The organism is Pseudomonas sp. NY15354 (assembly GCF_048068075.1).
GTDB classification, from domain to species: Bacteria; Pseudomonadota; Gammaproteobacteria; order Pseudomonadales; family Pseudomonadaceae; genus Aquipseudomonas; species Aquipseudomonas guariconensis_C.
Genome location: NZ_JBLUPV010000008.1, coordinates 170,107 through 188,420 on the forward strand (window position 1 = coordinate 170,107; position 18,314 = coordinate 188,420).

Consider the following 18,314-nt stretch of genomic DNA (forward strand, 5'->3'; position numbering starts at 1 on the left):
CCTGGGTGACGACTTATTCGTACTGCAGGATGAATGGCAGGGTGGCATCACCCCGGCCGGCGGTCGCGGTGCCGGCAGCACCCGTGGTCACGTAGGCGGCGGAGAAGCTCAGGGTGGCGTCGCCGCCAGCGGCGCCGGCGCCGTGCATGCCGCTCTGGATGGTGGCGGTGGTCTTGCTGCTGAGGTCGATCTTCGCCCCGGTGCTGTCGAGCAAGGCGATACCGACGTTCTTGGCAGCGCCGCTGCCTGGGGTCAGTGCCAGCACGCCCTTGCCGGTGACGATGCCGGAACCGCCAAGGATGGTCGGGTCGAAGACCATGGACACCTTGGTGCCCTGGTTGCAGTTGACGTTGAGGTTGAACTCCTTGCCGGTAACGCGACCCGAGGCCGGGGCCTCAGCGGTGCCCATGTCCTTGATCGAAATGTTGCCCATGTCCACGGAAATCACGCGATCGGCATCGGCGCCGTCAACCGAGCAGGCGTCGTTGTTGATGACGCCGCTGAAACTGATCTTGCCGCTGCCACCTTTTACAGGTGCCGGCGGCTCTTCTGCGAAGGCGCCCATGGAGGTGACGAGCGCCGAGAGTGCGAAGGCGGCGAGGGAATACTTTTTCATATCGATGCCCTAGTTTAAATGTGCTGCAGAAGACTGCCAGACCACATTAATAAACCCGGACACCTATCCCCATAAGACGATCCTGATAAGCCCCGCCGAGGGTCAATTGAACAGACGTCGCTCCAGGCAATAGGCCAATAGTGCCTGGTCATTATCGACTTCAAGTTTGCGCATGGCCGAGACTTTTTGCGCACTGATCGTCTTAGGGCTGCGGCTGAGGCTAAGGGCTATATCACCCACGGTTTTACCGGCCACGAACAAGCGCAACACTTCACGCTCTTTGAGCGACAGTGTTTCCAGGCGCTGGTCGGTATCCAGGCCAGAGTCGACCACCGACGTTTTGGGCGCCTGAGGGCTCAAGTACGGGCGTTTTCCGCGAATTGCCTTGAGCGCGCGCTCGATTTCGGTGTGCAGGTGATTCTTCTGGATCACGCCCACCACCCCCAATTCGTGCAGGCGTTCGAGAATCATCGAATTGGAAATCATCGTCAGTATCAACACTTGGACAGTGGGATAGTGCCGTTTGAGGTAGTCGATCAACTTCAAGCCGTCGCCATAAGGCGAGTCATCCGGCATGTTGTAATCGGTGATGACCAGATCGACCGGCTGCTGTTGCAATAACGCGATCAATGCGCTTGAACTTACCGCTTCTCCGACCACGCAAAAATGCGGGTCGCGCTCGACCAACTCCCGTACGCCAAACAGCACGATGGGATGATCGTCGGCAATGATGACCTTGAGTTTTTCCATATAACCTCAGGCGGGGTGAATGAACAGTCTGGGTAATGTTACTTGAGCGCGTCGGTCATTGCCGCCAGTCGTTGTATTACCCGTCGCACTTGCTGGCGCATGGACTCATCGAACGCCTGGTCGACCAGCTGGACTTCAAGCACAGTGCAGTACTGCGCCAGGCTGGCCGACTGCACCGCGCCCAGCGCGCCGGCGATGCTGTGCAATTGCCGACCCAGGGCTTGTGCATCGTCCTGCTCCAGAGCCGCCTGCAGTGTCTGGATGTCCTGGGTCATGGTCTCGATGAACAGGGTACGCATGGCCGGTGAAAGCTTCGGTGGCGCGTCTTCGTCTTGCGCCAGCGTGGTAGCGGCTGGCTGCGGCGGCGGCTCCTGCGTATCACCCTGCCAGTTCGGCCGGCACAACTTGAGCAATTGGTTGCGCAAGGTCTGCAAGCTCAGCGGCTTGACGATCCAGGCACTCATCCCCACCTCCAGGCAACGCGCTCCCTCCTCGCGCATCGCGTTGGCGGTGACGCCGATGATTGGCAGCGCAGGGTCCTGCTCACGCAATGCGGTGGCCAGCTAATAGCCATTGATGATCGGCATGTTCACATCGGTCAGCACCAGGTCGAACACGTCGGGCTGCCAAAGCTGCAAGGCTTGTTCGCCATTGCGCGCCACCACCACGCTGCAGCCCAGCGCCTCGAGCTGCTCTTTGAGGATCGCTTGGTTGATGGGATTGTCCTCGGCCACCAGGATGTGCAGGCGCAGATCGTTGGCGGTGCCCGCCAGACGATGTTCGGCAGGCTCCTCATGGCCCTGGCTGATCCGAACTACCGCCCGGGCGATGGCCTGCACATCGTGCATGCTCAAGTCCCAATCGCCGCGCCCTTCTTGCGCCGAGTCCGTACCATGGCAACAAATGCGCGGCCCCGGCCAGGCCGGCGCCGTGTCATCGGGCAACACATCGACCAGCACCGCTCGGGACTGGGCTGCGGCGGGCGTCGAGGACGCCAGATGCGCCTGTAGCCCAAGGCGGTTGAGCCAGTCGCAGTAGTGTTGGGCCAGCTCAGGGATCGGCGCCCGAACGAGTACCGGCAGCGCCGACGGCTCTCCCTCAGCAGGCACAGGCAAGGCATCCGCCACCACCGGCAAGGTAAGGCGCAGCATGAAACTGCTGCCCAGGCCAGGCTCGCTGACCACTTTCATCTGCCCGCCCATCATCTCGCTCAGCCACCCACAAATCGGCAGGCCCAGCCCTGCGCCGCCCTCGTTGGAGGCTTCGTGCACTTGGTAGAACAGCTCGAACAGCCTGGCCTGCTGCGACTCGGACAAGCCGATGCCGGTATCGGCGACCTGCCATTCGAGGTGCACCTGGCCATCGGCGCAACTGAGCACCCGCGTGCGCAGCACCACCCGACCACTGTCAGTGAACTTGATGGCATTGCTCAGCAGATTGTTGAGGATCTGCCGGATCCGGATCGGATCGCCGACCAGCCGCAGTGGCAGCCTGGCATCGGTGCAGCCATAGAGCAGCAACCCCTTGCGCTCGGCGAAGGCCGCATAGGTGCGCAGGGTATCCTCGATCATCTCCAGCGGGCAGAACGCCACGGGCTCCAGGGCCATCTGCCCGGATTCGATCTTCGAGACATCCAGTACATCGCTGATCAGCTGGAACAGCGTGGCCGAGGAGCGCTGGATGGTCTGCAGGTAGGCCTGCTGACGAGGCGCCAGCGGGGTCAAGCCGAGCAGTTCCAGGGTGCCCAGCACCCCATACAGCGGCGTGCGGATCTCATGGCTCATGGTCGCCAGGAATAGCGTCTTCGCCTCGTTGGCCGCGGCGGCCATGCGCCGGGCATCTTCCAGCGCCCGGGCATCCTCGACATGACGGGTCACATCATTGAAGGCATAAAGCCGCACATCCTGCCCCTGGTAGCGGGTGGCCACGAAACCAACCTGCAGGTGGCGCCCCTCGATCTCAAGTTCATGCTCTCCCGCCCCACCACTGTCCTGGCAACGATCCAGGGCCGCCACCAGCGCGGCAGTCCCCTGCCACTGCTTGGCACGCTGGTTTTCCAGCAGCACCTGGTGGTCGGCCTGGCGTACCACGCACAGCCCGGTGGGGGCGGTATCGATGACCACGCGACTGAACGCTTCGCTCTCGGCGATGGCGGCATGGGCCCTGTTCGCCGGCTGGATCACCTGGCGCCGGTACCAGCGGCTCGCCGCCCAACCCAGGCCGATCAGGCAGGCCAGCCCCAACCCAAGGCTCAGCAAAGACCCCAGCGCGTAGCGGAAAAAGCTCTTGAAGCCGATGGTGTAGATCGCCATCCACGCAGGTCCGTCGTGGTTGACCAGCTTGAACACCAGGCCATCGGGCTTGAGGTTGAAGCCCTCGTGCAAAGTCACCTCCGGACGCAGGATGCCCGAGAGAATCTGCCCCGAGGGCGTGACCAGGGTGAAGCGGTCGTACACCGCCCAATCCATGGTGCGCTGAAAATCATTGGCGTGGGCCAGGTCGAGCATTACCGCAGCCGTGGCGTGTGTGCCGGAGCCCTGGATCCGCAACTGTTCGGGGGGCAAATCGAAGTTGGCATAGGCCAGCACGCGCGCGGCAACCACCCCGTTGCCGGGGCTGCCGTAGGCACGCCACATGACCTCGGCGCCCTCGTTCTGGGGCATTTGGGCGCGCACGGTATCGAGCATCTGGCTCATGGGGTCCTGCTTGCCCGCATCGGTGCTGTGCTCACCGGTCGCGGGCACGGCCACGTCGAACTCACCCTGTCGGTTGAACAGGAACGCCTGAGGTGACTGGAAGTGCGAGGTGGACCAGAAGGCGCTGTAATAGGCACTCAGGTGCGCGGCCAGGGTAGAGACCTTGGCGGCCTTGTCGGGATCCTCGGCCTGGGCACTGAGCCTGAGACTGAACGGCATCGAGAATGGATTTTCCTGGCCACGGAACATGCCATCGCCCTCCCCCCGGCGAGGCTCGATCTCAGGCGCCTGGACGACGTCGCGGATCATCAGTTCGCCGCGCAGGCTACGCTGACGCAGTGAGGTCAAAAACAGCTCCTGCTCCTGGATGTTCTCCATCAGCCGGGCGAAATGAAAACGCACCGTGTCGTGGTGCTCCTCGATCAGCCGCTGGAACGACCAGTAGGTGGTGCTGACCAGCAGCACCGCCACGCCGAGCAGCACCATCATGCCTTTGCTCAGGCGCGACGAGCTGCGAGCGAGGTTTTCCAGAAGCGCGTTGGAGTGTTTCATCAAAGGGTCCGTGGTCCTGCGGGTGCGAATACGGGTGGGAATCTACCTCCGTAGCAAAGCACAAGCCTTGCGCCAAGTCTGATTAATGGCACATAGCCGGGCCATCGGCCTTCAGCAAGTGCAGAAACTGGTCCAACGACACCGCGTGGGAAATCAAAAAGCCCTGCACATGGCTGCACTCGAGCCGGCGCAGCAAGGCCAACTCCTCTGGCTTTTCCACCCCTTCGGCCACCACGTTCAGGCCCAGTCGGCGGCCCAAGGCGACAATGCTGGCCAGTGCCGAGGCCAGATTGTCGTTCTCGTGACAGCCCTGCACCAACGCGCGATCGATCTTGAGTTCGGTGAACGGCGTGGAGACCAGATTCATGTACGAGCTGTAGCCCTTGCCGAAATCGTCCTGTGAAAGGCCGAAGCCTTTGATGCGCAAACGGCAGGCGCCTGCGTAGTAGTTGCTGACTTCGTCGGGGACGGAGCATTCCATGAGCTCGAAGCAGATCTTGGCGGGGATACCGCCGTGGTGCAGCACGAACTCCAGCAGGCGGTCGGCCAGGTCGTGGCTGTTGAGCAGGTGAGTCGGCAGGTTGATCGACACCGGAATGTCATAACCCCGCGTGCGCCATCGGGCCTGGGCATCCATGCTCTGCCTGAGCATCGACCACAACAGGCGCTCCTCCAGATCGAAGGCCCGCAGCGCCGGCAGGAATGCCCCCGGCAACAGCACGCCGTGCTCGGGATGGATCCAGCGCACCAGGGCCTCGGCGGCGACGATGCGGCCATTTTGCAAGGACTTCTTGGGCTGAAACCAGGCCTGGAACGCCCGGCTATTGAGGGCTTCGAGCAGGGTCTGGCGGTCATAGTCGACGGCCTGCGGCGCGACATGGACAGGCGTGCGACGCTGCTCGCGCAAGTGCTCGACCACCCCGCGCAACGCCTCGGGGGTCACCGGCTTGGACAGCAACCCCACCACGTCCACCCCCAGGTGCTTGGCCGCAAGACTCGCCGCCATCAGCATCCGCCGTGACGCCGCGCTCATGATCGCAAGCCCCGTCCTGCCTGGCAGCGCGGCCAGGTGCTGGATGAACTGCACACCGTCCATGCCTGGCATCAGCAAATCGGTGAGGATCAGGTCGTAGTCTCGCTGCTGCAGGCGCAACAAGGCTTCGGCGCCATCCCGCGCGGTGTCCACGCGCAGCTCGCCCAGTTCGTTGAACAGGTGCTGCAGGTACATGCACTGGAACGGGTGGTCCTCGACGATGAGGATTTCAAAGGCTCTCATGGGCGTTTCCTTGGTAGGCGGCCAGACAGTGGTGCAGCGTTTGCAGCGTGAAGGGCTTGACCAGGCAGTGATTCATCCCGGCGGCCAGGCACAGCTCTTCTTCGCCGCGCAGGGCATTGGCCGTGGCGCCGATGATCGGCACGGTGCAGCCTTGCCGCCGCAAGGTCCTGGCCAGTTCGTAACCATTGACCCGAGGCATGTTGACGTCGCTCAGCACCACATCGAATGCCCCCTGGTCCCAGCAGCGCAGGGCCTGCTCGCCATCGCCGGCCAGTACCACCGTGCAACCGAGCTCTTCGAGCTGATCGCGCAAGATCAACTGATTGATGATGTTGTCCTCGGCCACCAGGACGCTCAGCCCAAGGTCCCGGATGCGCGGCCCTGCGCTACGCGTTTGGTCGTCCACCCTCCACAAGCCCTGGGCCTGGCAGATGGCCTGGTGGAGCGCGGCCAGGTGGCTGAGGTTGACGTGCCAGCAGTCGCCATCCTGGCGTGGCTCGCTGCAGCCATCGGCACTGGCCAGCACCCGCCGCCCGGGCCATTGCGGCAGCAACGGGGCGTCCAGCTTGCCGGGATGCGCTTCGAGCAACACCCCGCCAGCGCTCATCGACGCCGGCTGCCCTACCTGGGCCCGCGCACCCCAGCGGCGCAACCACCCTGCCAGGCTCTCGGCCAGCTCGCGCAGCGGCGACACCACATGGATGCGCTCGGCCAGCAGGTTGCAGGGCAAGGCCGCCTCGGCGCTGCGCAGCGATTCCTCCAGCGGCAACAGCAAGGTGAAACTGGTACCCAGGCCCAGTTCGCTGACCATGCGCATCTGGCCGTTCATCAATTGGGTTAGACGCTGGCAGATTGGCAAGCCCAGGCCAGTACCAGCCACCACATGGACGTTGCCTGCGGTCTGGTAGAACGGGTCGAAGATCAACGGGTGATCTTCCTCGGCAATACCACGCCCGGTATCGGCGACCTGCCACAGCAGGCAGGAGCGCTCCGCCTCCCGGTGCGACAACCGCACACGCAGCACGACACGACCATAATCGGTGAACTTCACGGCATTGCTCAGCAGGTTGTTGAGAATCTGCCGGATACGCGCTCTGTCCCCCAGCAACCGCAGCGGCAACTGCGGGTCCAGGCAAGCGTAGAGCTCCAGCCCCTTGCCCAGGGCTGCGGCGCTGTAGCCTTGGATCACCTCGTGCACCAGTTCCAGCGGGGAGAACTCGCTGACCTCCAGGGCCAACTGGCCGGCTTCGATCTTCGAGACATCCAGCACATCGCAAATCAGCTGCAACAAGGTGGCCGACGAGCCTTCGAGCGCTTGCAGGTAGTCCCGCTGCTGGGCATCCAGGCGTGTGCGCGACAAGAGCTCCAGCGTACCCAGCACGCCATACAACGGCGTGCGGATCTCATGGCTCATGGTGGCCAGGAACAGCGTCTTGGCTTCGTTGGCCGCATCCGCCGACTGCCGCGCGGCCTCCAACGCCGCCTCCACTTGCTTGCTGGCGGTGACGTCATTGAACACGCAGAGCAACACGTCCTCCCCTTTGTAGCGAGTGGGCACGCTGCTCAAGTGCAGGTGGCGGCCACCGGAGGTCTCGAACGTCTCGTCATGGGGCGCCTCGGGGGCGTCGAACGCCTGGCGGATCCAGCCCGGGCAGAGGATCTCGCGGTCCAGCCCCTTGCCCAGCCACTGCTGGGCCAACGGGTTTTCCAGCACCCTTTGGCCGTCGCTGCGGCGCAGCACGCACAAGGCCACCGGTGCGGCCTGGATCACGTCGCGGCTGAACGCCTCGCTTTCGATCAGCGCCTGGATTCGGTGGATGGTCGGGGTGATCAGGCGCTGTTCGAAACGGCGCATCAACAGCAGGATCAGCACGATGCTCAGCAGGCAGAACAACAACGTGCCGAGCAATTGCTTCCACAGGCCCTGCAACACGTCGACCAGGTCGATCGAGTACACCAGCTGCCAGTCCGAGGACATCAGGTTCTTGCGGATTACCAGGTGATCCGGCAGCAGGCCGTCTCCGACGAAACCGAAGAAGTTGTCGCCCCGGCGCTCCAGCAACGAACGGCTCAAGCGCGCACCCGGCATGTTGCTGAACACCAGCATGTCGTCGGCGTTGAGCATCATGAATTCGCCGGCACTTTGGTCGCTCAGCGCCGCGGACACAGCCCGGCTGTCCATCTCCAGGCCCAGCCAGCCGGAATCGGCGTCCTCCTCGTCCAGGCGCTTGAAGATGTACAGGTGCGCCGCCTGCTGATCGTGATCGGTCAGCCAGAGTTCCTGAAGCGGTGGCCCATCGAGGTCACGCAGCGTGCGCAACTGTTCGAGGATGCGGCGGGGCAACGCCGACAGCCCGGTGGACGGGCCGAACAAACGCACACCCGAATCGTCAAGGCCGCTGCCCACATACAGAAGGCTCACCTGCTGGGCCTTGAGGTAGTCGCACATGCGCCGGGTCAGCCAGATGCTCCACTGCTTCGCGGCTCCATCGCCCACCTGCAGGTGGATTTCCTCGAACGACGGCAGGTAGACCAGCGGCTCGGCCTGCCAGCCCTTGCGTACGGCCGACAGGCTAAGGCTTTCCAGCAAGGCCTCGCGGGTGGTGAAGAAGGTGTGCGCCTCGGCGATCGCGCTACTCATGTAGCCACGGCGCTGGGAAATGTCGTTGTTGAAGGTGAACAGCAGGAAGTTGTAGGCACCGCTGAGGATACCGACCGACAGCACCATCGCAAACACCCGAAGCAGTCGGCGGACGGCTTCGGGGCTCGAAAGCAAAGGGCTGATCTGCAACAGGTAGCTTTTTAATCTCATCCGCCGAATCTAAGATCCGAGCTGGCGAATGGACATCAGACGATCCTTAGATACCCCGGCGGCACTACAGGTAGCTCATGATGAACGTGACCTCGGTGTTGGCGGTACCCGGCCTGAGGGATTCGGTGGCCAGCCGGTAGAAGCTGGCTTTCAGGGGGATGAGGAAGTTGCCGCCATTGGTGTCGTAGCCCGTGAAGGTACGGGGTGTATTCAAAAGCACAGGCACGCCGTTTGCATCCTTGATCTGCAGGCCGATGCCCACGGCGGTCGAGTTCGGGTTCAGCCCGACGATACCTTTGGCGGCGTCGATCACCGGCGTGATCGCCTGCAGTTGGTAATTGACCTTGGCGATCCCCTTGGGACAGTTGTTCAGTTTTAGATTGAAGGGCACTTCGCGTGTGGTGGACCCGGCGCCGCCGAAGTCGTCCAGCTTGTAGTCATCGCCCATGGCCACGCTCACATCCGGGGTCTCGCAGGAGGCGGCTACGACATTGACTGTTCGGGTAAGCGAAAGCCCTGCGATTTGTTGGGAGCCGTATTGGATGGTGCCCAGGTCGCCCGTAGCGACGACCGCGCTCGGCGCCAAGGGGCCGCTTTTGACAATCTCCATGATCAGGTTGCCATCGAGCTTGTAGCTGCCTGCCTTGAGGGCATACAGCGAGGTGAGATAATCCGGGCCACCGCCCAGTTCTGCCTTGACCCGAAAGGACAGCCCTGAAACGCCAGTAGGAAACACCGATACCTTCGGCCCGGGTGGCGCACCTCGTCCGGAGGCCAGATTGAACCCCCAAAGCTCATCGGTAGTGCATTTGAAATTGCTATAGGGCATGACCTTGGTTTCGCTGTAGAGCACCGTCCCATCTGGCACATCCCGCGGGACCGTGATATTGGCGGGGCCTGAATAGGCAATGGAACGCTTTGGGTCTCCGGAACAGGCAGCATGGGCCGTCTCCACCACACCGAACAGGATCGCCACGATACCGAGGACACCAACGGCGAGTTTGCCAAGGGGTAAATTGCCATGATTCATGCTGACTGTACGCTCCCGTGGGCCTGTCGCTCCTCTTTGACAGCCCGTGGGCTTGAGGACGCTACGATCAAAGCCTCAAGGCTAAAGACAGGTCGGCGGTAGCCCCATCAGACGAATCCTAATGCGCTTAGCTTGCGCAAGGGCAATTCGACTGAACGACTACCCCAGGGTTAACCCTTCGACGGGATAGGAAAGCGCTCGGCACGCGCATACATTCGCCCTACCTCCTGCGCGAAAACAAGGATTACAAATGCAGCTGCAACGTCCTCCATTGCGTGGCCATCGCCTGGCCATGCTTAGCCTGGCCGGGCTTCTCAGCCTCGACGCCTTCGCCGCCGGTACGCCTACCGTGCATTTCTACAATTGGTCGGACTTTTTGGCGCCGGAAACGCCCAAGGCTTTCGAGCAGGCCACCGGCACGACGTTGGTGCAGGATGCGTTCGACAATGCCGAAGTCATGGAAACCAAGCTGATGGCCGGCCACAGCGGTTATGACGTGGTAATGGTGCCCGATGACTTGCTGCCCAACTTCATCAAGGCCGGCGTGCTCAAACCCCTTGACCCCGCTCAACTGGACAACCGCTCGCACCTGGACGAGCAGGTGCTGAGCAAGCTCGCCGTCAATGACCCAGGCAACCGCTATGCCGTGCCCTACATGTGGGGTACCACTGGCATCGGCTATGACAAGGCCAAGGTGACCAAGCTGCTGGGCAAGGACGCGCCGGTGGATTCCTGGGACCTGGTGCTGCGCAAGGAGAACATCGAAAAGCTCAGCGCCTGTGGCGTGGCCATGCTCGATGCGCCGGTGGAGATCCTGCCGATCGCCCTGCACTACCTGGGCCTGCCCGCCAACAGCCGCAACCCGGAGGATTACCGCAAGGCCGAAGAGCTGCTGCAGGGCATTCGCCCCTATGTGCGCTATTTCGATTCATCGAAGTTCACCACCGACCTGGCCAATGGCGACATCTGCGTGGTGGTGGGCTGGGGCGGTTCGGTGTACAGCGCCAAACAGGCGGCCGAGCGCGCCAACAATGGCGTGCAAGTGAGCTACAGCATCCCTCGCGAAGGCGCGCCCATGTGGATCAACAACATGGTGCTGCTCAACGACGCGCCGCACCCCGAACAGGGGCATGCCTTCATCAACTACATGATGCGTCCGGAGGTGGTGGCCAAGTCATCCGACTACGTGGGTTACCCCAACGGCAACAAGGACGCGCTGCCTCTGGTCGATCCTCGGCTGTTGAAAGACCCGGCGGTTTATCCGCCAGTCGAGGTGATGGGGACGCTGTTCACCCTGGAGACCTTGCCGCTCAAGTACGAGCGGATGCGCACGAGGACCTGGAGCAAGATCAAGAACGGGACCTGACGCACCGGCTGGGCTGGTGCCATTCCGCCACCCACGAAAAACGGGCTGCCTTGCAGCCCTTCGCGGCACAAGGCCGCCCCTACACGCTCGCCGAGCACCTGTGAAAGGTTCGGAGCCTGCGGTGGGCTGCAAGGCAGCCCCCGCCTAGGGTTCAGATCCCGTCGCGCGCCAGGTCCATCGCGAAGTAGGTCAGGATCAGGTCCGCGCCAGCGCGCTTGATCGAGCCGATGCTCTCACGCACCACACGGGCTTCGTCGATGGCACCGGCCAGGCCACCGAACTTGATCATCGCGTACTCGCCGCTGACCTGGTACGCCGCCAAAGGCAGGCGCGAGGCGGCGCGGATGTCGGCGATCACGTCCAGGTAGGCACCCGCCGGCTTGACCATCAGCACGTCCGCCCCTTCCTGCTCGTCGAGCAGCGACTCGCGCACAGCCTCACGGCGGTTCATCGGGTTCATCTGGTAGCTCTTGCGGTCGCCCTTGAGGGCGGTGCCGCCGGCTTCGCGGAACGGGCCATAGAGCGACGAGGCGAACTTGGTCGAGTAGGCCATGATCGCGGTGTCATGGAAACCTGCACCGTCCAGGGCGCTGCGAATCGCCTGGACCTGACCATCCATTGCCGCCGAGGGCGAGATGAAGTCGGCACCGGCCGCTGCGGCCACCACCGCCTGCTTGCCCAGGTTGGCCAGGGTGGCGTCATTGTCCACGCCATGATCATGCAGCACGCCGCAATGGCCGTGGCTGGTGTACTCGCAGAAGCAGGTGTCGGACATCACCACCATTTCCGGCGCGGTGTCCTTGCAGATGCGCGCCATGCGCGCCACCAGACCGTTCTCGTTCCAGGTGTCGCTGCCGGTGGCATCCAGGTTGTGCGATACACCGAAGGTCATCACCGACTTGATGCCGGCACGGGCATAGCGCTCGATTTCGCGGGCGAGCATCTTCTCGGGGATGCGGTTGACCCCCGGCATGCTGGTGATCGGCACGAAATCATCGATACCCTCTTCGACGAAGATCGGCAGGATCAGGTCGTCAAGGCGAAATTCGGTTTCCTGGAACAGTGTGCGCAGGGATTCGTTCTGCCGCAGGCGACGAGGGCGGACAGTGGGGAAGTTCGACATTGGAGCTCCAGACAGTTTTGCTTCCTGCCACCTTAAGTCGTAGGGCCGCCACTGAACAGTCTTGACGCAAAGATTATCTGTTGCGCGAGGGGCAACAAACCGGGGCAGACGGCCTGAACCGCCCTCCCCGGCGTCCACTCAGCGACAATCGGTCGCAATCATTTGGCCAGCGGGTACAGCGCGTCATCGAACTGCGAAAGCTTCGGGAACTCGAGCGGCAGGTCGTCCGACAGGTGCTCCAGGCGCTGCTGGTAATCGCGCAAAAAGCCCTGGCGCGCCTCATCGCTGATGTAGGGCACGTGCCAGGCCACGAATGGCGGCAGCACCTCCAGCCCCACGTACGCCAGGGTGCCGCGCAAGATCGGGCGCAGCATGTCCTCCAGCGGCCCGTGAATCGCGCCCTCGCCGAACATGTGCTCGCGCCCGCCGAGGGTCACGGTGACCAGGGCCTTCTTGCCCACCAGACCACCTTGGTCATAGAAGCGCTTGCCGCCATAGCACACGCCGGACACCAGCACCCGGTCGATCCAGCCCTTGAGCATGGCCGGCGCCGAGAACCAGAAGATCGGGAAGTTGAGCACCAGCAGGTCCGCCCACAGCAGTTTGTCCAGCTCGGCCTGGATGTCCGGGGCGATCGAGCCGCTCTTGACGCCCAGGCGCTGCTCCAGGGCATAGACCAGGTAATCGGGGTTTTCGCGCTTGCCGAAGTCCTCGGCACTGGCCACCGGATTCCAGCCCATGGCGTACAGGTCGCTGACCTGCACCTGATGCCCCTGGGCCTTGAAGGTTTCCACCGCCTGGTCACGCAGGGCGGCGGTGAACGATTGCGGCTCGGGATGAGCGTGGACGATCAGTACATTCATGAAGGTTGTCCTTGCACAGATAGCAGGTTGGAGTGTCCGGCGCGGCGGGCCAGCAGGCGGTCGAGCCAGTCAGGGTCCATTTCCGGTTCGGAGGAGAACAGCAGCCCGGTGTAGTCGCGGTACGGCGGCGAGAAGATGGCCTCGCGGCTGCCGTGATCGACCACCCGGCCGCGCTGCATCACCATCACTTCGTCGGCGATGGCACGTACCGTGGCCACATCGTGGGTGATGAACAGGTAAGAAACGCCCAGTTGCCGCTGGATGCGATCGAGCAGCTTGAGCACGCCTTCGGCCACCAGTTGGTCGAGGGCCGAAGTGACTTCGTCGCAGATGATCAACTCAGGCTCGGCGGCCAGGGCCCGGGCGATGCAGATGCGCTGCTTCTGCCCGCCGGAGAGCTCGCGGGGCTGGCGGTCCATGTACTTGGCCGGGTCGAGCTCGATCATCTCCAGTAGTTCCGCCACCCGCTGGCGCAGGGCTTTGCCCTTGAGGCCCAGGTAGAAGGTCAAAGGCCGGCCGATGATGTCGACGATGCGCTGGCGCGGGTTCAGGGCGGTGTCGGGGATCTGGTAGATCATCTGGATCCGCCGCAGCTGCTCCTTGCTGCGCTGGCGATAGTCCGTCGGCAGCGCCTCGCCGTCGTACAGCACCTGCCCGCTGCTGGCTGGCAACAGGCCGGTGATCAGCCGCGCGGTGGTGCTCTTGCCGCTGCCGGACTCACCGATCACCGCCAAGGTCTGGCCCCGATGCAGCGTGAGCGATACCTCGTGCAACACCGGTTGGGCGCCGTAACTGGCATTGGCCTTGCGCACCTCCAGCAACGGCCGGGCCTGGGCTGGGCTCGGCTTGGGCTGGGTATGGAAACTGCGCACCGCCCACAGCGAGCGGGTGTAGTCCTGGGTGGGGGTTTCAAGCATGGTACGGGTCTGGGCTTCTTCTACCAGGCTGCCGTGACGCAGCACCATGATGCGATCGGCGATCTGCGCCACCAGCGCCAGGTCATGGCTGATGTACAGCGCGGCGCTGCCATAGGTGCGCACGGCATCGCGGATGGCCGTGAGCACTTCGATCTGGGTGGTGACGTCCAAGGCCGTGGTCGGTTCGTCGAAGACGATCAGGTCCGGGTGACAGGCCATGGCCATGGCGGTCATCACCCGCTGCAGCTGGCCCCCGGAGACTTGATGCGGGTAGCGCTGGCCGATGCGTTCGGGGTCTGGCAGGCGCAGCACCCGGTACAGCTCCACCGCTTCGGCCTCGGCCTTGGCCCGATCGATGCCGCCGTTCTTCACGGCGGTCTCGATGTGCTGATCGATCAAACGGTGGGCCGGGTTGAACGACGCCGCCGCACTCTGCGCCACATAGGCGATGCGCAGGCCGCGCAGGCGACGCAAGGTCTCGGGCGCTGCGCCCACCAGCTCCTGGCCATCGAAGCGCACCGAGCCGCCGCTGATGCGACAGCCGTCGCGCACATAGCCCATGGCCGCCAGGCCCAGGGTCGACTTGCCCGCCCCCGACTCACCGATCAGCCCCAGCACCTCGCCTCGGGCCAAGGTCAGGTCGATGCCCTTGATCAGCGGATGCCAGGCATCGTCGTGGTGACCGTCGATGCGCAGGTCACGAATTTCCAGCAATGGTTGGCTCATGTTCAGCACTCCTTGAGGCCGCTGGCGGTGTGCAGCACCCAGTCCACGACGAAGTTCACGCTGACGGTGATCAGCGCCACGGCCAACGCCGGCAGCAGCGGGCTGACGTCACCGAAGGTGATCAGCACGGCGTTGTCACGCACCATGCTGCCCCAGTCGGCGGTCGGCGGCTGGATGCCCAGGCCCAGGAACGACAAGGCGCTGATGAACAGGAAGACAAAGCAGAAGCGCAGGCCGAACTCGGCGATCAGGGGCGCGGCGGCATTGGGCAGCACCTCGCGGCTGACCAGCCACCACAGCCCTTCCCCGCGCAGGCGCGCAGCCTCGACGAAGTCCTGCACCACCACCGTCATCGCCACCGCCCGCGCCAGACGGAACACCCGCGTGGCATCGAGCAGCGCGATCACCAACACCAACGAGGTGGCCGTGGTGCCGACCACGCTCAGGATCAGCAAGGCGAAGATCAGTTGCGGGATGGCCATGAGCACATCCACCAGGCGCGACAGGCCCTGGTCGATCCAGCCGCCCTTGATCGCCGCCACCAGGCCACAGAAGCCGCCCACGGCAAAGGCCAGGGCGGTGGTCAGAAAGGCGATCCCCAAGGTATTGCGCGCGCCGTAGACCAGGCGGCTGAACATGTCGCGCCCCAGGTTGTCGGTGCCCAACAGGAACTGCCCGCCCCAGGGCGCGAAACCCTCGCCCACCACCTCGGTCTCGCCAAACGGCGCCAGTACCGGTGCGAACAGCGCCACCAGCACGTACAGGACGATCACCAACAAACCGAACTTGGCGCTCAGCGGCGCCCGCTGCAATTGCTTGAACAGGTTCATCGGCTACCCCTTCGGATGCATCAGACGCGGATTGCTGGCAATCGACAGCACATCGGCACTGGTGTTGAGCAGAATGTAGGTGGCGGCGAAGATCAGGCTGCAGGCCTGCACCACCGGGATGTCGCGCTTGGCGACAGAGTCCACCAGCAGTTGGCCCAGCCCCGGGTAGACGAACACCACCTCGACCACCACCACGCCCACCACCAAGTACGCCAGGTTCAGCGCCACCACGTTGATGATCGGCGCCAAGGCGTTGGGCAAGGCATGACGGAAGATGATCCGCGCCGGCGAGATGCCCTTGAGGCGGGCCATCTCGATGTAAGGGCTGGCCAGCAGGTTGATCAGCGACGCGCGGGTCATACGCATCATTTGCGCGACCACCACCAGGGCCAGGGTGAGTACCGGCAACAAGGAGCGCTCCAGCACTTCGCCCAGGGAAGCATCAGGCGACAGGTTGGAGATGCTCGGCAGCCAGGCCAGCTTCACCGCGAACACCAGGATCAGGATGTAGGCGACGAAGAACTCCGGAAACGACACCGCCGTCAGCGCACTGGTATTGAGCAGCCGATCGAACCAGCTGTTGCGGTACAGCGCCGCCAGCATGCCCAGCAGCAAGGCCAAGGGCACCGAAACCAGCGCAGCCAACAGCGCCAGGCTGAAGGTGTTGCCCAGTCGCGCGCCGATCAACTCGGCGATCGGCCGCTGGTTGGCCAGCGACACGCCCAGGTCACCGTGCAGCAACTGCCAGGCCCAGTGGCCGAAGCGGCTCCAGGCCGGCATGTCCAACCCCAGTTGCGCCCGCAGCGCGGCAACGGTTTCCGGCGTGGCCGCCTGGCCGAGCATGGCCTGCGCGACATCGCCAGGCAGCATACCCACGGCCAGGAAGATGATCACCGAGACGGCCAGCAGCGACAGCAGGCCCAGGGCCAGGCGCCGCGCAAGTAATGAACCAAGACTATTCACCGTACGCTCCTCATGCAGTGACGACGAAAAGGATCAGGCCTGCCACCAGCGCTCGATCAGCCGCAGCCCATCGAGCTCGCCATAGGGCGCGGTGACCCCACCGTGGGTGATCCGACGCGAACGCGCCGCCACCGAGCTTGCGAACAGCGGCACGATGGCGCCCCCATCGTCGCGGCATAGGGCCTGCATTTCGTTGTACATCTCCTGGCGCAGCGGCGCGTTCATCTCGCCACGGGCCGCGTTGAGCAACTGGTTGAAACGTGCATTGTCCCAGTGCGTCTCGTTCCAGGCCGCGCCTTTGGCATAGCCAATGCTGAACATGCGGTCCGCGGTCAGGCTGCTGTACCAGAACGAAGTGGTGAAGGGCTGCTTCATCCACACGTTGGTGAAGAATCCATCGGCGGGTTCACGCACCACGTCGATGTCGATGCCCGCCTTGCGTGCCTGCTCCTTGAACAGCACCGAGGCGTCCACCGCGCCGGTGTAGGCGGCGTCCGAGGCCTGCAGGCGCACCTTGAGTGTGTCCAGGCCAGCCTGACGCAAGTGGAAACGGGCTTTGTCCGGGTCGTAGGCGCGCTGTTCGAGGGCGGCGTTGATGAAGCGGCTGCCGGGCTGGATCGGGTGGTCGTTGCCGATCTGGCCATAGCCATGTAGCACCGAGGTCAGCAGGGCTTGGCGGTCGATGGCGTACTTGAGCGCCAGGCGCACGTCGTTGTTCTGGAACTGCATACTGTCGCAGAGCATGGGGAAGGTGTAGTGCTGGGCGCCTTTGGTCTCTTCGATCACCAACTGCGGGTTGCGCTTGAGCAGCGCCACGGTCTTGAGGTCGACCTTGTTGATCACGTCCACTTGACCGGTGACCAGGGCGTTGACCCGCGCAGCGCCATCGGCGATGGCCAGCAGCTCGGCGCTGGCGAAATGCGCGCGGCCAGGCTTCCAGTAGTTCGGGTTGCGCTCAAGATCCATCCGCACGCCGGGTTCGAAGCGCTTCAGACGATAGCCACCCGTGCCATTGGCGGAGCGCCAGTCGGCCACGCCGTCCTTGGCCGGCATGATCACCAGGTGGTAATCGGCGACGACATAGGCGAAGTCGGCGTTGCCCGAATGCAACTCGAACACCACGGTATCGTTGCCTTGGGCGCGGACCTGGGCGACATCGCCGAGCACGGTCTTGGCTGCGGAAGTGGACTTCTCGCCCAGGTGGTGCTGGATCGAGGCGACCACGTCGTTGGCGTCCAGGGTCTTGCCGTCGTGGAAGGTCACGCCCTGGCGCAGGGTGAAGGTCCAGACCTTGGCATCGGGGCTGGATTCCCAGCGCTCGGCCAGCTCCGGAATCGCTGTGCCGTCGACGCTGATTTCGCTCAGGGTGTTGTACACCGCCGAGAAGCCGACGAAGGTGAAGGTATCGCTCCAGGAGCCTGGGTCACCCGAGTCGGTGGTGCTGCCGCCAGCCAGGCCCATGCGCAATACGCCACCGGCCTTGGGAGTGCCCTCCTCGGCCCAGCCCGACATCGGCAGGCCCAGAGAGAAGGCGCCGGCGAAGGTGGCCGCCGCCGCGCTGTACTTGAGGAAATCCCGACGCGGCAGACCGCTGTCGGGCATCGCTTGAGTGATCTTGTTCTTGTTATCGCTCATGGCATCGCCTCTGTTGAACCGCCAGGAAAGGTCTTGTTCGCCCGACGACTAGATATTTGTAATTGTCATCGTGACAAATACATTAGACTCAATGCCATGCCCCTGCCAAGTCGGATTTTCACAGGGGTGTAGACTTCGGTTTTTACCCAGGGACCTATG

The 18,314-nt window shown here is 63.6% G+C and carries 12 protein-coding genes and 1 pseudogene; 1 reads left to right on the forward strand and 12 read right to left on the reverse strand.

The genetic code is table 11. From position 1 onward, the window contains the following. Positions 1 to 13 precede the first annotated feature (13 nt). From ACNFCH_RS11125 to ACNFCH_RS11150, 6 genes and pseudogenes are all read right to left on the reverse strand, one after another. Positions 14 to 616 carry a fimbrial protein gene (locus ACNFCH_RS11125; RefSeq protein WP_337157231.1) on the reverse strand — a complete coding sequence of 201 codons (603 nt, stop codon included), beginning with the start codon at positions 614 to 616 and terminating at the stop codon, positions 14 to 16. A 102-nt stretch (positions 617 to 718) separates the two neighbouring features. Then, positions 719 to 1,366, reverse strand: a complete 648-nt coding sequence (locus ACNFCH_RS11130) for a response regulator (RefSeq protein WP_337157232.1) — start codon at positions 1,364 to 1,366, stop codon at positions 719 to 721. Positions 1,367 to 1,404: 38 nt separating this feature from the next. Then, positions 1,405 to 4,614: pseudogene (locus ACNFCH_RS11135) on the reverse strand (response regulator). 82 nt (positions 4,615 to 4,696) lie between these two features. After that, positions 4,697 to 5,890 carry an EAL domain-containing protein gene (locus ACNFCH_RS11140; RefSeq protein ID WP_416742770.1) on the reverse strand — a complete coding sequence of 398 codons (1,194 nt, stop codon included), beginning with the start codon at positions 5,888 to 5,890 and terminating at the stop codon, positions 4,697 to 4,699. Next, positions 5,877 to 8,702 carry an ATP-binding protein gene (locus tag ACNFCH_RS11145; protein ID WP_416742771.1) on the reverse strand — a complete coding sequence of 942 codons (2,826 nt, stop codon included), beginning with the start codon at positions 8,700 to 8,702 and terminating at the stop codon, positions 5,877 to 5,879. Before ACNFCH_RS11145 ends, ACNFCH_RS11140 begins: the two co-directional genes overlap by 14 nt. A 64-nt stretch (positions 8,703 to 8,766) precedes the next feature. After that, positions 8,767 to 9,732: a fimbrial protein gene (locus tag ACNFCH_RS11150; protein WP_416742772.1), complete on the reverse strand. Its 966-nt coding sequence runs from the start codon at positions 9,730 to 9,732 to the stop codon at positions 8,767 to 8,769. A gap of 250 nt (positions 9,733 to 9,982) precedes the next feature. Between ACNFCH_RS11150 and ACNFCH_RS11155 the strand changes: the two genes are divergently transcribed. Continuing rightward, complete coding sequence (locus tag ACNFCH_RS11155; protein ID WP_416742773.1) at positions 9,983 to 11,098, forward strand: polyamine ABC transporter substrate-binding protein; 1,116 nt, start codon at positions 9,983 to 9,985, stop codon at positions 11,096 to 11,098. Positions 11,099 to 11,249: 151 nt separating this feature from the next. Here ACNFCH_RS11155 and hemB read toward each other — a convergent pair whose 3' ends face one another. The 6 genes from hemB to ACNFCH_RS11185 form a co-directional block, all read right to left on the reverse strand. Then, positions 11,250 to 12,221 carry a porphobilinogen synthase gene (gene hemB, locus ACNFCH_RS11160; protein ID WP_070094261.1) on the reverse strand — a complete coding sequence of 324 codons (972 nt, stop codon included), beginning with the start codon at positions 12,219 to 12,221 and terminating at the stop codon, positions 11,250 to 11,252. A gap of 158 nt (positions 12,222 to 12,379) precedes the next feature. Beyond that, entirely contained in the window at positions 12,380 to 13,084 is a 705-nt protein-coding gene (locus ACNFCH_RS11165) for an NAD(P)H-dependent oxidoreductase (RefSeq protein WP_337157236.1), read from the reverse strand. Beyond that, on the reverse strand, positions 13,081 to 14,727 hold the full coding sequence (locus ACNFCH_RS11170; RefSeq protein WP_416742774.1) for an ABC transporter ATP-binding protein: 1,647 nt from the start codon (positions 14,725 to 14,727) through the stop codon (positions 13,081 to 13,083). The genes ACNFCH_RS11165 and ACNFCH_RS11170 overlap by 4 nt, the downstream gene beginning before the upstream one ends. A gap of 2 nt (positions 14,728 to 14,729) precedes the next feature. Then, positions 14,730 to 15,557, reverse strand: a complete 828-nt coding sequence (locus ACNFCH_RS11175) for an ABC transporter permease (RefSeq protein ID WP_337157238.1) — start codon at positions 15,555 to 15,557, stop codon at positions 14,730 to 14,732. A 3-nt stretch (positions 15,558 to 15,560) separates the two neighbouring features. Continuing rightward, complete coding sequence (locus tag ACNFCH_RS11180; RefSeq protein WP_043210870.1) at positions 15,561 to 16,520, reverse strand: ABC transporter permease; 960 nt, start codon at positions 16,518 to 16,520, stop codon at positions 15,561 to 15,563. 33 nt (positions 16,521 to 16,553) lie between these two features. Beyond that, the gene (locus ACNFCH_RS11185; RefSeq protein ID WP_337157239.1) at positions 16,554 to 18,155 is read right to left on the reverse strand and encodes an ABC transporter substrate-binding protein; all 1,602 of its coding nucleotides are present in this window, start codon (positions 18,153 to 18,155) and stop codon (positions 16,554 to 16,556) included. Positions 18,156 to 18,314 lie beyond the last annotated feature (159 nt).